General features: G+C 60.1%; 10 protein-coding genes and 1 pseudogene. All 11 read right to left on the reverse strand.

Annotated features, from left to right (window positions below; translation table 11 throughout):
• Positions 1 to 52: 52 nt before the first annotated feature.
• The 11 genes and pseudogenes from ACQY7R_RS07125 to ACQY7R_RS07175 all read right to left on the reverse strand — a co-directional run bounded on the left by ACQY7R_RS07125 (position 53) and on the right by ACQY7R_RS07175 (position 14,709).
• Entirely contained in the window at positions 53 to 1,444 is a 1,392-nt protein-coding gene (locus ACQY7R_RS07125) for a type IV pilus modification PilV family protein (protein ID WP_428304901.1), read from the reverse strand.
• 13 nt (positions 1,445 to 1,457) lie between these two features.
• Positions 1,458 to 2,456, reverse strand: a complete 999-nt coding sequence (locus ACQY7R_RS07130; protein WP_428304988.1) for a hypothetical protein — start codon at positions 2,454 to 2,456, stop codon at positions 1,458 to 1,460.
• 165 nt (positions 2,457 to 2,621) lie between these two features.
• Positions 2,622 to 2,738, reverse strand: a pseudogene (locus ACQY7R_RS07135) (type II secretion system protein); the annotation flags it as partial.
• 76 nt (positions 2,739 to 2,814) lie between these two features.
• The gene (locus ACQY7R_RS07140; protein WP_428304902.1) at positions 2,815 to 3,942 is read right to left on the reverse strand and encodes a prepilin-type N-terminal cleavage/methylation domain-containing protein; all 1,128 of its coding nucleotides are present in this window, start codon (positions 3,940 to 3,942) and stop codon (positions 2,815 to 2,817) included.
• 2 nt (positions 3,943 to 3,944) lie between these two features.
• Positions 3,945 to 5,012 (reverse strand): type II secretion system protein, encoded by a 1,068-nt coding sequence (locus tag ACQY7R_RS07145; RefSeq protein ID WP_428304903.1) that lies wholly within the window; start codon positions 5,010 to 5,012, stop codon positions 3,945 to 3,947.
• Positions 5,013 to 5,626: 614 nt separating this feature from the next.
• A complete protein-coding gene (locus tag ACQY7R_RS07150) occupies positions 5,627 to 6,955 on the reverse strand; it encodes a type II secretion system F family protein (RefSeq protein ID WP_428304904.1) in 1,329 nt (442 codons plus the stop codon).
• Positions 6,956 to 7,202: 247 nt separating this feature from the next.
• On the reverse strand, positions 7,203 to 8,918 hold the full coding sequence (locus tag ACQY7R_RS07155; RefSeq protein ID WP_428304905.1) for a GspE/PulE family protein: 1,716 nt from the start codon (positions 8,916 to 8,918) through the stop codon (positions 7,203 to 7,205).
• Positions 8,919 to 9,085: 167 nt separating this feature from the next.
• Complete coding sequence (locus ACQY7R_RS07160; protein ID WP_428304906.1) at positions 9,086 to 10,192, reverse strand: type IV pilus twitching motility protein PilT; 1,107 nt, start codon at positions 10,190 to 10,192, stop codon at positions 9,086 to 9,088.
• Positions 10,193 to 10,624: 432 nt separating this feature from the next.
• Entirely contained in the window at positions 10,625 to 12,334 is a 1,710-nt protein-coding gene (locus tag ACQY7R_RS07165; RefSeq protein WP_428304907.1) for a GspE/PulE family protein, read from the reverse strand.
• Positions 12,335 to 12,651: 317 nt separating this feature from the next.
• On the reverse strand, positions 12,652 to 13,419 hold the full coding sequence (locus ACQY7R_RS07170) for a hypothetical protein (protein ID WP_428304908.1): 768 nt from the start codon (positions 13,417 to 13,419) through the stop codon (positions 12,652 to 12,654).
• 234 nt (positions 13,420 to 13,653) lie between these two features.
• Positions 13,654 to 14,709, reverse strand: a complete 1,056-nt coding sequence (locus ACQY7R_RS07175) for an SAM-dependent methyltransferase (protein WP_428304909.1) — start codon at positions 14,707 to 14,709, stop codon at positions 13,654 to 13,656.
• Between the last annotated feature and the right edge of the window lie 464 nt (positions 14,710 to 15,173).

The raw sequence follows: 15,173 nt of genomic DNA on the forward strand, positions 1-15,173 counted from the left end.
TCGTGCGGCGTCATTTTTTGCTACTCGAAACTCGCCGCTCGTCACTCGCAACTTACTGAGCCTCCATCGGCAGCATCTGCGTAGCGACGCTGATGACGCCGGGGAGGAGGATGGCGCGGAGGTTGTCGGCAGTGCCGGTGCTCTGCGAAATTGGCCATTCAGGGCCTTCGAGCATGATGCGACGCAGCGGATTCGGGCCGGTTAGCAAATCATTCTCGTCGTCGATCGAGAGGATGCGGTACCAGCGCATCAGAAACGTTCCCGTCGTCGGATGAACGCCGGCGACGGCGATCCAGTTGCCGGCGCGAATATCTTTTACGGCATTGTCGAGATTGTCAGCAGCTTGCTCGACGGTGTTGCTGGAAGTTCCATAAATCACCAACTCATTGCCTTGCAACATTTGCGCTTCGATCAGTCGCTCGGTCGCGGCGGACGGCGGCAGCGGCTCGCGCTTGTTGAAGACGGCGACAGAGACTTCGTACAAGTCGCTGCCGAATCGGGAGTTAATCGGCTGCAACGCCGCAAGACTCTCGACCGAGGTCGGCACAACGGTCGCGAGCCAGGAGTAATTGCCGGCGTAATCGCGTGAGAGAAGCGTGTGCTGCCAAGGATTTTCTTGTGGCTTACCGTTTGTGTTGACGCTCCAACGCTGGATCGCCGGGCGATCGTCTTGCTTGGGGAGCTCGTTGATGACGTCGTCGTGGAGGCGGAAGATCGTTGCGCCAACTCGCGGCGTTAGCAAGTAGCCGTTGGCTTGCTGGAGGCTGATGCGACGCAACGGCCAGCGCTGGCCGATCAGGCCAGGCTGATTGGGAAGATTCTGCACCCACTGATTCGGCATCAGCGTGTTGGGCACGCCGTCGGGAGTGCTGGCGCCCACTAGGCTGACATAAGGGAAGTAGTCGAGATTCGTCGAGATCGACGTCGTTGCGTCAAAGTTCCCTTGAGCGTTGTACAAGCCCTGCGCCGCGCCCATCGGGTCGATGACGAACGCGTACCCGGGCCCGGTAACGCTCGTTGAAATCAACGGCACGTTGAAGTCGTCTAGCGAACTCGGCCGCAGGACGGGCGAGGGGCTCGGCGGCTGCGGCGGGGTGTTGTTCGGCGGAACGATTTGAGCTTCAGAATATGGGTGGCTCGCGTAGTACCAGAGCTCTGGCTTGAGCATGCCGCGGGCCTTGAGATCGGCCATGGCGGCTTCAGCGAGGGCGGAGCCGCGATCGAATTGTTCGCCTTTGCCGGCGTAGTGGTTGCCGACCGGGAACACGGCGGCGACGCCCATCAAACCGAACAGCAGCACGAACATCGAAATGAGGACTTCGAGGAGCGAGATACCGCGGCGAGAGGCGATGGCGGTGGACAATGAAACGCCAATCATCGGCGCGGCTGCGGCGCGGGGACCGCGGCAGGTCGAGAGTCGGCAGATGTTCAAGTGGTTCGTCATGTGTTTGAACGCGTTAGCGGCCGGTGGAGCCGGTCATATCCCGAGCAACATCGCGAGCTGCGCCGATCTGGCGCGCTTTCTGCGTGATCGCTTTCTCCTGGGCAGTTCCAGTCAAATTGTCGATAAACGGCGATAGCCGCGGGTTAAAGCTGATGTTGTTCGCGGCTGTGATGATTCGGCCGGCGCGATTGATGGTCACCCAACGGCTGTCGGCGTTTAGCCAATTGAGGCGCGTGCGACGCAGCGCTAATTCGTCATCGGTGACCGTCGTCGAGGCAAAATCGTAATCGTTCCAATCTTGCGAGCCGTTGTTGCCGTTTTCAAACAGCCCCAGAAGAACGAACACCTGCTCGACGCCCTCGCGACGGACGCCGTCACGGTAGACGGTCTCGATCGACCCATTGGGGCTGAACATAATCCCGACGGTCGTCAGGTAGGGATTGGGGACGTCAAAATCCATCGGCGTCGAAGCACCAGCGTCGGTGGCGCTAGATGCGTCCATGTCGACCCCGATGCCGCGCGGCAGCTGCAATGGCTGATCAGAAGTATTCACCGGCTGACGGCGGATAACGTATGCCTGCCCCGATAGAGGGGTCGTCGGCTGCGGCAACATTTGCCCGTGATAGTTCAGCCAGATGGCGTTTAAGATTGTTCCTGGAACAGGTGCGCTAGCACTGAGGTCGGAAAGCAGGAACTCGACGCCATTCACCACCTCGACTTGGTTGGGCATCGTCGTCTTATCTTGGTCGTCGCAAATCAAAAATGAATTCCCGCCGACCTCGACAATGTCGCCAATTTTCAGGGTGCGCGGCGGAAACGCGTCCACCATTCCAGAAGCCAAGAAATCAAGCTGACAAATTTTATATCCGTTTAGATATGGGCTGAAATCCGGGTTGGTAAAAGTGCTCGTTGGTCCGTACTGATTCCCGGTATCGACGACAACCACGCGAGAGTGTTCGCTGAAACCCGCAAACGGAGGCGGCGACGCAATCACATAAGCTTCGAGCGCCATGCCGCTGAAGGGCGAGTTGACTCCTGTTTCTCGGAACGCAACGCCGACAGGACGACCGTCGCGGGCAGCTTGGGCCTGGGCCTGAGAAAGAAGCGTCGTGAGTTGGCGGGAGGCTTCGCGAATCTTGCGGGCGTTGTTGTTCGGCGAGAGTAGCGGCAGCGCTCCGGCTAGGACCGTCACCATGATGACGATTGTCACGAGGAGTTCGATCAGCGTGAGGCCGCGGCGCGCGGACGCGATGACTCCGCAGTCGGCATGTCGAACTTGGTGGTGGCAATTCATGGCTTCGTCTTTCGGCGGCAGCCTCGATCTAGCTAGGTCGAGGCTATTTGGCGGTCACTTCGGCGCTGGGCGGCGACTAATATTCGATGAGGTGGTTCGTGATGTTGTCTTTGGTGAGTTCGATTGAATCAGCAACGGGAGCTCCCGACTGCGTGCCATCCGCGTACCCCGCACCCGAATTGGCAACGTAAGGATCGATATCATCTCCGCTGCTGGCGCCAGTGAGCTGCAGTTTCGATTCACCGTCCGGCCCGCCGGAGTAAATTAACGGCACCAATCGATAGGCCTGCTGATGCGTCATGTTGGCGCCCGCCGCACGATCCATGCGGCTACGCATATTGGCTCGATAAACAGTTTGGAGTGCGGGGGGATAGGAAGTCAGCGGCAGGGAAGACTTTGTCGTTGGCAAGTCACGGCGGTAAAGATCGAAAGGATCGTGATCCGTCTCTCCAGGGCGAGTTCCGTTAGGGTTGCGAGGCTGCAAATTGGAAACTACTCCGGCAGGCCAACGTATCCAGCCGATGGGGTTGCCCCAGCCGTCGATGAATTCGGGAGCGCCGTCGCCGTCAACGTCGCCAATGTCTTGCTTAGAAAACAACGTCCGCGCCTCGCCGTCGCCGGTAGCGTTCATCACGACGAGATAAAGACATTCAGCTTGTGAGAGGCCCGCGGTAGCGGGCAACTGCTGACGGCGCCGATCGTACGCGAACGCCAGCGGCGGCGGCTGGGTAAGGATCTTCGGCACGTAGAGGACGTCCTCGACGCGATCCGGCATTTCCTTCTTCATCAACTCACGGACGCCAAGCAGCCGAGCGTCGGCAATCATTTCGCCGCGAGCTTTTAAAGCTTCCTTCATCGCTTGCTGCGGATTGCTGGCGCTCGCGACCGTGCTAGTAACCCACTGATCGATGGCGTTGATAATCGTGGGGTTAACATCGATGCGTCGCGTCTCGTACGAGTTGTAACGCTCCATGATGAGCGCATGAATCTTTGTAATCAGCGACTGTGTCCGCTTCTCGCGCGCGGACTCGATTGCCATCGCGGCAGTGCCGAGGATGGCGGCGGCGATGATCGCCATGATGGTCATGGTGATCAGCAGTTCGATGAGCGTGACGCCGGTGCGAATGGGGAGCGGACGCCGAGCGTCTAGACGATTAGGCGCCGTTCCCCTTTCCGCATTCGACGTTCCGCATTGCTTGTTCATGCTCATTGCTCCGACGCGTTCTCAAGGGTGCTGTCCGTGAAGTTGGTCAGCGTATCGGCGATTTCGCCGATATATGGACCCGACGGGTACATCAACACGTCGAAACCTGCGCCCCACGCGTCGTCGAGGCCCGGGTGCAAGATCTGGAATTTGTCTTGGTTGACGAACTTCGTTTCCGCGAAGATTGTGCCGTTCGTATTGGGCGCCGATTCCAGCGGTTCGCGTAGCGGCGTGATCAGCACCGAGTTCGCGTCGAGCGGATTGGAACGAGCCCATGGCAACGACGCGACGTTGTTCGCCGGAGGCCCAAACTTCGTTGAGCAGGTCGACGGCTTGATGCGCGAGACGTCGAAATACGCGTACGGCACCTGAGAACCGGCCGGCGTGTAAGTCCACAGATTAATCCGCCGCGTGTCGCCAGGATTCACGGGGTCTGGATACTCGATGTAGCGTCCCACGAAGTTCCCGTTGTCATCGCGCGGACCAAGTCGACTGTAATCGAACTCGTATCCTGGTTTGCGGTTTTCGAGGATTTCCGTACCGATGAACGCAGGCCCGCCCGCGCCAGAGAGCGGCAACGTTTGGTCGCTGCTAAAGCCTCCCATCCAGAAGAACAGCGCCTCGCTCGGCGAGAGGCCGCCTTCGAGATGGCCGCCAAAGTTCATGGTGCCTGGCGCGGCCGTGTCGCCAGCCAGCTTGTTGATGATTAGCGCCAGCGACGGCTCATTCGCTCGGGGGAACATCTTTGCGAATGCTCGCTGCAGATCGGAACGAGCTTGCTGCTTCTGAGCATTCGTCGGATTCGTCGCGTATGCGGCGCTGCAGGGGTAGGCGCCGCCGATGTTGGGATCGTTCTTGAAGTTCTCGATCGCCCCGGACATGTTCTTGAGTTCCAGCGCGATGCGAGCCTCCCGCCCGCGCCGCAGCGCATTTACCGCCGCGGCGGCGATGAGGCCGGCGAGGACCGCGATGATCGCGATGACGATCAGCAGTTCGGTAAGGGTGAACGCCGGGCGGCGGGCGGCTGCTCGACGCTGGCCGGCGACGGGGGTGACTTGCGATTCTTGCATGTGACTTAGGCTCCTTGTCTTGCTCGTTTGGCTCGCTGCACTCGCCTAGCCGGGCGTGGGGCTGGGCGGGGGTTTTGTTGGGTTTCCGGGACGGGCGTCTGTTTCGGGGCGACCGGAGGGCGTGACCGTCCGGCTGCTCGGTTCTGTTTGGCGGCTGGCTCCCCCGATTGGGGGTCACTAGGCGGCGGAGTTTGACCTGTCTGCCTGTGGCGAAATCGCCACGCTCGGGATGCTCCCGCTCACCCTCCCCTCCGCCGACGGGCGAGGGTATTGAGATGAGACGAAGCGTTTGATTTCGCAAGGCGGAATAAGGCGCCCCCCGACGCAAGTCCGCGGAAATTAGCAAGTTCGCATGTCGAACCGCTAGCAACCGCAAACTGTGTGCCAGATAGAGTTTAACCTCTCTCCGGGCGGTCTGGAACTAACCACTAAGGCAGAAAGGCACTAAGCAATCACGAAGAGACAAAGAGGGGTGGAACCGCCGATGGACGCGGAAGAACGCCGAGCCGGGCGGGTCGCCGCCAGCGTTCGATCCTGCCACCCGGGGCTTCGCCCTCATGTTCTTTTCGTGACTTCTTAGTGCCTTTGCGGCCTAGCGGTTAGCCTTCGAACGGCTAGCCCGACAGGTTGTTGATGAGGTCGACCAGGGGGACGAACAGGGCGATGACGATGAAGCCGACGGCGCCGCCGAGGAAGATGATCAGCAGCGGTTCCATGAGCTTTGTCAGGCCGTCCGTGAGCACCGCAACTTCTTCGTCGTAGGTGTCGGCCACCTTGTAGAGCATCGTGTCGAGTTCGCCTGTTTCCTCGCCGACGTCGACCATGTTGACGACGATGTCGTCGACTACCCGCTGGCGGTACTTCAGCATGTACATCAGCAGACCGATGGGGCCGCCGATGAAGCAGAACCAAAAGAAGGCCGCCACGGGGTGGAAGCTGAGGCGTGAGAATTCCTTCATCGGGCCGGCGATGGCGTCGCCCTCGCGAATCCGCTCGCTGATCTTCAGGAACATCTTCTCGAAGATCGCATTGCCGGCGGTTTCGCGGGTAATGTTGAGGGCCTCGAGAATCGGCACGCCGGAAGCGATCAGCGTGCCGAGCGTCCGCGAGGTGCGGGCCATGATGTTCTTTTCGACCAAGTTGCCGAAGATCGGCATTTTGATGCAGAACTGGTCCCAGCCGATGCGGCCATGCTTGAACTTGCGAATGAGCTTGATCGTCAGCCAAATGGCGATCGGTATACCGGGGATCAGGTACCAGTAGTTCTGGCACCATTCGGCGACGTTGATCAGGTAGACAGTTAGGACCGGGAGTTCTAGGTCGAAGTCTTCGAAGATGTCCTGAAAGCTCGGGACGATCTTGATCATGATGAACGTCAAAATACCGACGGCGACGTTGACGACGACGACCGGGTAGATCATCGCCGACTTGACTTTGCGTTTGAGGGACTCGGCCCGTTCTTTGAAGTCGGCGAGACGCTGGAGGATGACTTCGAGGGCGCCGCCCGCCTCGCCGGCCTTGATCATGTTGACGTACAGCCGGTCGAAGGCCTTGGGCGATTTGGCCATCGCCTCGGAGAGGGTGTCGCCGCCTTCGATCGCTTCGCAGGTATCTTCGAGCGAGTATTTCAGTCGGCCCGGCTTCGCCTGTTCGGCGAGGATGCGGAGCGAGCGGAGAATCGGCAGACCGGCGTCCTGAAGGATGGAGAGCTGGCGGGTAAAGGCGGTGAGATGCTTTGAGGGGACGCCGCCAAAGACGAAGCCCCGTTTCTTTTTAGCGCCGCCAGCTTCGGCCTTCTTGCGAACCTTCTTGACGGAGATCTTCGTGACGAAGTACCCCATCTGCCGGATCGTCGCTTGCGCATCTTCCTCGGTGGCGGCGTCAATGACGTCTTTGATCTCCGCCCCGGTGGAGTCCATCGCCTCGAATTGGAAAGTTGGCATAGTAGCGTTCCTGCGGAACGAGCTTTCAGCGGTCAGCGATTAGCTTCTGGCTTGAAAGCTCATTGTCTGCCCTGTCCCTGTCTGCCCTGAATTTTGATCTGCCCGGAATCTTGTCTGTCCGATTCCTCGGCTCGCGTATCCCGGCCCCCAAGGCTGGTCGCTGAAGCGACCCGTCCTAGGGATGTTTACTTGGTCGGTTTTTGTTTATTCAAGCTCGAAGCTGCCGGTTGATTGCTAAGCGCTTTTCCTAAGCTTCCATAATCGTTTCGCGGATCGTTTCCTCGGCGGTGGTCAGCCCTTCGAAGCAGGCCTTCATGCCGGCGTCGCGGAGGGTGACCATGCCAGCCCGACGAGCCGCCTCGCGGAGTTCGTCGGTCGAGGCGTTGCGCATGATGAGCTCGCGGAGCTCGTTGTTCATGATCATCAGCTCGAACAGACCAACGCGCCCCTTGTACCCAGTATTGTTGCAATTTTCGCAACCTGAGCCACGAAAAAAGCGTTTTCCCTTTAGGTCGGCAGGCGAAAGCTCCAAATCGTCCAGCATTTCCTTGCTCGGAGTATGCTCTTCGCGGCATTTGGTGCAGACGCGGCGGACCAGCCGCTGGGCGAGGATTGCCTCGACCGTGGCGGTGATGAGGAACACCGGAACCCCCATATCCTTCAAGCGGGTGATCGTACTGGGGGCGTCGTTCGTGTGGAGCGTGCTAAACACCATGTGGCCGGTGAGCGACGCTTGCACGGCGATTTCGGCCGTTTCGAGGTCGCGGATCTCGCCGACCAGGATCTTGTCGGGGTCTTGCCGCAGGATCGCCCGGAGGCAGGCGGCGAAGGTGTTGCCAATCGAGGCGTCGATGGGGACCTGGATGATCCCCTCCATGTCGTACTCGACCGGATCCTCGGTGGTGATCAGCTTGTCGTGGATCGTGTTGAGTTCGTTGAGCGCGGAGTAGAGCGTCGTCGTCTTACCGGAACCGGTCGGGCCGGTGACCAGGACAATGCCGTTCGGCTTGGCGATGGCGACGCGGAACTGGCCCATCGTCGTTTCATCGAGGCCGACTTTTCTGAGGTCCAGCGACACGACCGAGCGGTCGAGCACCCGCATGACGACGCTCTCGCCGAACAGCGTCGGCAGGACGCTGACGCGCAGATCGACGGGGTGGCCGCCGACGGTGAGTTCGATGCGGCCGTCCTGCGGCAGGCGGCGTTCAGCGATGTCGAGGTTCGCCATGACCTTGATGCGCGTGGTAATCGCGAAGGCCAAGTGACGAGGCGGCGGCACCATTTCGTAAAGGACGCCGTCCGCCTTGATACGAATGCGGAATTCGTCTTCGAAAGGTTCGAAGTGCAAGTCGCTCGCGTGATCCTTGATCGCGAGCAGCAGCACCATGTTAAGCAGCTTGCGGACCGGGGCGCTGTCGGCGAGGGCTTCGACGCTGGTGAGGTCGACCGAGTTGCCGGCGACCTTCGCGGCGGCGGCGGCGAGGTCGGCGTCGTCCTCCATCGCGGTGACGATTGACTCGACGCTCTCGGTGCTCTCGCCGTAGTAGCGTTCGAGCGACTTGATGATGCCCGGCTCAGTGGCGACGACTACGCGGATGTTGTAGCCGAGAAAGGTACGCAGCTCGTCCTGAACTCCGAGGTTCTGCGGGTCGCACATTGCGACGGTGAGCGTACTGCCGTCGAACTCGGTAGGAATGATGCGGTACATCTGCGCCATCGGCTCGGTGACCATCGCGATCACTTTGGGATCGATGGTGAGGTCGGTCACCGTGACGACGCGAAGGTGGAGTTGCTCCGCAAGGGCCTGGGCGAGCTGATCGTCGTTGATCAGACCCATATCCTGGGCGACTTGGCCAAGCATTTGGCCGGTACGCTGATGTTGCTCTTCGAGAAGCAATTCGAGCTGGTCGTCGGAGACGTAACCGAGGTCGACCAGGATTTGTCCGATGCGGCGTTGGGCCATGGCTGTCTATCTACTTTGCGGTACTCGGAATGTCTCTCGCAGAGGCGCGAAGTCGCAGAGGGTCGGGCGATCGTCAATAATTAGAGATATCTGCGTATGACTTTTGTTTCTTATCGTCTGGGTTAACTCTGCGTCTCTGCGCCTCTGCGAGAGACTTCTGCATGCGTCTAACCGGGATCGTTCGCTTGCGGTTCGTCGAAGATGCCCCGTTCGGCGGCGGCGATCCGCTTCGCCAAATCGTCAGGGCTGTTCGACTTCATCATCACGTCTTCCTTCGTGGCGACTTCGTTGCGCCAGTGCTGGAAGAGGTGATCGTCGAGGAGCTGCATGCCGTACTTCGAGCCGGTTTGAATGGCCGAGGTGATGCGGAAAATCTTGTTTTCGCGGATCAGGTTCGCGATGCCCGGGGTAACAACGAGCGTCTCGAACGCCGCAGCGCGGCCGCCGCCGATGCGAGGGACAAGCTGCTGGGCGAGAATGCCGATGATCGCCGTGGCGAGCTGCGTGCGGATCTGATCTTGCTGATGGCTGGGGAACACGTCAATGACGCGGTTGATCGTGCCGGCGGCGCTGGAAGTGTGAAGCGTGCCGAACACGACGTGGCCCGTTTCGGCTGCGGTAATGGCGGCTTCGATCGTTTCCAAGTCGCGCAATTCGCCGACGAGGATGACGTCGGGGTCTTGCCGCAACGCACGCCGAATCGCTTCGGCGAATGAAGTGACGTCGACGCCGACTTCACGCTGATTGACCGTCGACTTCTTGTGGTTGTGATAAAATTCGATCGGGTCTTCGATCGTGATGATGTGATGGTCGACTGTCGAGTTGAGGTGATCGACCATCGCAGCGAGCGAGGTCGACTTACCCGAACCGGTCGGCCCGGTGACGAGCAGCAGACCGCGCGGCCGCAAGATGAGGTCTTTGAAAATTGGGGGCAGGCCCAATTGATCCATCGACATCAGGTTCACCGGAATCTGCCGGAGAACCATCGAGACATTGCCCTTTTGGCGGAAAATCGACACGCGGAAACGGGCCTGATCGCCGAAGGCGAAGCCAAAGTCGGCGCTGCCAGTCTCTTGAAATTCTTGCTGGCAGCGATCGGGCGTGATGGACTTCATCAGCGCGATCGTGTCGGAAGGCTCGAGGACTTTCGTCTTGAGCTTCTGCATGTGACCATGCAGGCGCAGCACCGGCGGTTGCCCGACGGAGATATGAAGATCGCTCGCTCCCTGCTTCACTTGAGCAGAGAGGAGCTTGTCGATGAGAATCGTACCCATATGTTCTTTCCCGTAACGATCGCGCGGCGAGTTGCCGAGAGGCAAGCAGCGCCATCCGGGAAGCCTCTTCCCGTGACAAGTCTGACGGCCCAGGCAAGAGAGGCGTCCCGCGTCGGCTGTTCCGGCCGAACGGGTCTGCACGCTCCTCGATCCACCCCCTCAAAATTGCTCTGCGCCTACCTAGGCATTATGTCGGGGGAAAGTGGTAAACTCAAGCGTTTCAAGAGGATAATGGCATTTGGCTGGGGTTGGGGAAGGCCGTTTAATCCGACGGAATGCCGTGGCTTCAGCCGCCGCGCAGGTTGCAGCGGCGCTTTAGCCCCGGGCTCCGCCCGGGGGTGGCATTGCGAGCCGCGACGTCTACCGGAATGGAAGCCGACCCCCGGGCGGAGCCCGGGGCTAGAGGCGAGACTACGACGCTTCGACGAACGGCTAAGTCGTTTGTTCGCGTTTCGAGACGCGGAAGACTTCCTCTAGCGTTGTGATCCCCTGAAGGGTCTTCAGGATCCCGTCGTCGTACAGGGTGGTCATCCCCTGCTTCACGGCAGCCTTGCGGATTTCGAGCGTCGAGGCGCCCTGGAACGAGAGCTCCCGGACTTTTGAGGTCATCGTCATCAGCTCGTAAATGCCGATACGGCCGCGGTAGCCGCTCTTGCCGCAATGGGAACAGCCAACGCCCTTCATGAAGGTGGCGCCTGCGACCTGCTCGGGCGTGATGCCCGCAATGTCGAGTTGGGCCTGCGAGGGCGTGAACGGCTGCTTGCACTTGGCACAGTTCACGCGGACGAGCCGCTGAGCCATAACGCCGACGACGCTACCGGCCACCAAATATGCCGGGACGCCGATGTCGACCATGCGGGTAATGGCGCCGGGAGCATCGTTGGTGTGGAGCGTGCTAAACACCAAGTGGCCCGTCAGCGACGCTTGAATGCCCATCGATGCCGTCTCATGGTCGCGCATTTCGCCGACGAGAATGACGTTGGGAGCCTGCCGCAGCATCGCCTTGATGATTTTGGCGAAGTCGAGACCGATGTTATGGCGAACCTCTACCTGGTTGACGCCAGGGAGGTAGTACTCGACCGGGTCCTCGGCAGTGATGATCTTGCGGTCGGGGCGATTCAGTTCGTTCATCGCCGCGTAGAGGGTCGTCGTCTTACCCGAACCGGTCGGGCCGGTGACGAGCAAAATGCCGTTGGGGCGGCGGATGAGATTCTTGAACGTCTTGAAGTCTTTCTCGGAAAGACCAAGCTGCCGGACGCCGACTTTGATGTTGTCCTTGTCGAGCAACCGCATGACGCACGACTGACCATGGTTGGTCGGCAGCATGCTGACGCGGAGATCGAGTTCCTTGCCGCCGGCCGTGATCTTGATCCGGCCGTCCTGACAGCGACGGCGTTCGGCGATGTCCATTTTGGCGAGAATTTTGATACGGCTCAGCAGGGCGCCGAGCAGACGCCGCGGGGGGCTGTCGCGTTCGACGAGCATGCCGTCGATCCGGTAACGGATGCGGACGCGGTCTTCGAACGGCTCGACGTGGATATCCGAGGCACGCAGCTGGACAGCTTCGCCGATCATCAGCTGGACGAGCCGAACGATCGGGGCGCTCGTTTCGTCGACCACATCGTCGGAGTCGCTGGTAGCGTCGTCTTCGGTTTCGGTGAAGTCGATGGCCGTGTCGGTGAATTCCTGCAGCATCGAGTCGGCAGATTCGCCGTCGACTTGGCCGTAGTTGCGGTTAATTGCTTCGAGAATGCTTTCCTTCGTCGACACGCCGATCTCGATCTTGCGATTGAGAATGAACTGCAGTTTGTCGAAGGTTTCGAAGTCTTGCGGATCGCTGACGAGCACCTTCAGGGCGCCGTTCTCTTCCGAGAACGGAATGACGGCGTTTTCGCGAGCGACCGATTCGGGCACGAGTTCCACCACCGCTGGGGGAATCGGCACGTTGTTGAGGTCGTAGTATTCGTAACCGTGGAGCTTCGCCAACGACTTGGCGATTTGCTCGCCGTTGGCGTAGCCAAGCTGAACGATGGCGTCTTGCAGCTTTAGCCGGCGCGACTTGGCGACCGTCTCGGCTTCTTGAAGCTGTTCGGGACCGATGATCCCCTTCTTAATGAGAAAATCCCCGAATCGATCGGCCATGGCGGCTACTTCTCTGCTGCGTGTTCCGGAAGCGAATCGACAGGATCGGTGCGACCGCGATGGCCGCGAACCGACCCGAAGAGTGGGCGGAATGTAGATCTCTCGGCGATCGCTGAGAGCGATCGTAACCGTCCCCCCCGTAACCTTTTAGGCTAGTGGGGCGAGGGGGGAAAGTCAATCAATGCCGTGCGGGGCGACGTTTGCTGGAATATGCCGGTGGGCACGTTCAGCGTGGTCGACGATGCCACAGCGTGGTGCTGGACGGTTGCTTAAGCGACCAGTCCGATGGGCGATCCATGCCGCGGGCCCTTGGGTGGCTAGTCCTCCAGTTGGGGCTCGGCGATTGGTGAGTTTGTGGGAGCGTCGTTCAGAGGCTGCGGCTTGGGAGGGTCGTTCGGAGTTTTCGGCTCAGGCGTGGGGGCCGGAGTGGGAATCGCGTCGAGGGTCGGCTGGGGGATGGCATCGGGCAACAACATGGGTTGCGGGGCGAGTGCCGGTGCGGACGGCGCGGGCCACTGTTCCCACGAGGCCGGGGTCGGCGCTGATGGCGTCGGGGTCGTCTGCGGATCGCCGCCAAAACTGCGGGCGTCGATGCGAAGTTGCTGCGCCTGATGGCGGAGGCCATCGGCCTGGCGGTAGAGATCGAGCTGTTCCAAGCGGTTGGCGGTCGCGTCGAGTTGTGTCGCCGCATCGCGGAGAGCACGGATGACTTCCCGTTGCGAAACCCGCGAGCTGCGGTCGTTTCGCGGCGGCGACGATGGGGCGTTGAAGGCGTCTGAACGGAGCGAAGGGAACTGATCGACCTGCGGCCCGCCGAGCGCCTTCTGAATTTGGCGGATTTCCGGTGGAAGTTCGCCGCCTCCGGGAGTCAGCTGCGACTCGCCTGGCGTCCTGCTCTCTAAATCACTCCAGCGGCGGCTTTCTAATTGGTCCAGGTAGTGCCTTCGCAGTTCAGGATCGCGAAGAGCTTCGAACCGATCGGCATGTCGAGCCGCGGCTTCAGCCGAAAAGTCACGCTGATCGGCAGCAGGGCCCGCTGGCGTCTCGTCCGCCAGGAGGACTGAGCCCCATGTCGAGGCGATCATCGCGCCAATTGCGAACGAACGACAGAAGCGAGGGCTAGGTGGAATACGCATCGGCTGCACCGCGGGTCAGATACTGCGGGATGAGAACGTGCTCAACTCGCCGTTGTTGTACCTGACCTAGCTGCCGAAAGGCAAGAAAATCCGGGTTGCAAGGGAACACGTCTGCCCGCCGGGTACGACGGAACACCGCGCAGAAGCGGTTCTTAAAGGCTCTCTCAGCGTCGCAGCGTTCGTTCACTTAGCAAGCAGAGCATGAATGACGAACCATTCGTTGCCATCGGCATAGGAAAAGATCTCTTCGCAGGCCATCGCGAACATCCGCCAGCGTTGGAACTGCCGACGGGCCTCGACAGGAGAAAGCTTTTGTTCGAATTCCTGAATGATCTCGTCGCGATTGGCGTCGAGATTAACCAGCCACGCGTGCCAAGTGCGGGCGTAGTGCTGCCCGGCGATTTCCCATTTCTGCTGCAGATGCAGGGGGCCGTGAATGTGTTCGAACAAATCCGCCGAAGGCATGGCGCCGCCGGTGAAGAAGTGGCGGGCCATCCAATCGTACTGACCGTCGAGGTTGAATCGGTAGAACAGTTCGCGATGGCAAAAAGCATGCAGGAACAGCTTGCCGTTCGGACGGAGCCAACCGGCGAGCCGCCCGAGCAGGCTCTCAACGTTGCGCATCTGCTCGAACATCTCGATCGACACGATGCGATCGAACTGCCATTCAGCTTCCGGCTCCGCCTGCTCGGCGGGCGGCTCTCGATCGAAGTCTGCGATGTTCATCCGCACGTGCCGCACGTTCATCAGCCCGCGGGCGAGCGCCTGCTCGGTGATGAACTTGTGCTGCGTGCGTGAATTCGAAATGGCGACGACGTCGGCGTTTGGATAACGTTCCGCCATCCAAAAAGTCAACGAGCCCCAACCGCAACCGAGGTCGAGGATTCGCTGCCCGTCGGCAATCTCAGCGCGCTCGCAGGTAAGAGCGAGCATCGCCTCCTCAGATTCAAGGAGAGTGCTGTCGTCGTTTTCCCACAGGCCCGCGCTGTACTTCAGCCACGGTCCGAGCATGGTGAGAAATAGCGTTGCGGGAACTTCGTATTGCTGAGCGAGCGTTGCATCAACGCTATCAGCGATCGGCCCCGAAGCGAAACGCTCGCGCAACACTTGCAAGCGACCTGAATAATCGGCGGGGATCGCAGCGCGTTCGCGGGCGAGGCGTCGTTCGAGAACTCTGCGAATACCGGCCCGAATGACGGTGTCTGGGAGCATCCGTCGCTCGGCTAACTTGATGAGCATACACGTTCAGGGTGTGAATCAACGGTGGCGGAATCGGAAAACTGCCTCTTTAGTACAGAATGATTACGAGCGCGCGGGACGCAGAGTTTTGGATGAGTGAGTCAGAAAACGGCCAACCACAGGTCTGCAGACGGCATAACCGCTACGAACGGAAATGGCTGCAATGGCGCCGCCAACGTCCCTCAAGCCATCGTTAATAATTAGCAGAGCAGCCGGCTACAAAGTCCGCCAGGAACGGGCACGAGACGCCGCTTGCCAGCAAATGCACGAGGCGAGGGAATCTAGCTGGTTTCCTAGGAACGGCACAAGCGGCGGACCCGTTGAAATTCACCGGAGAGCCTGTAACGGACCTTAAATCGATGAATTCAACCGATTCTGCGGCAAAGCGTCCGCTCAGACTCCACCCATTTTGTCTAGGAATCCATTCTGCAATTGCCAACGCCCCGCTGCGGCTGCCGACAATT

Source organism: Lacipirellula sp., assembly GCF_965279485.1.
Taxonomy (GTDB): domain Bacteria; phylum Planctomycetota; class Planctomycetia; order Pirellulales; family Lacipirellulaceae; genus Lacipirellula.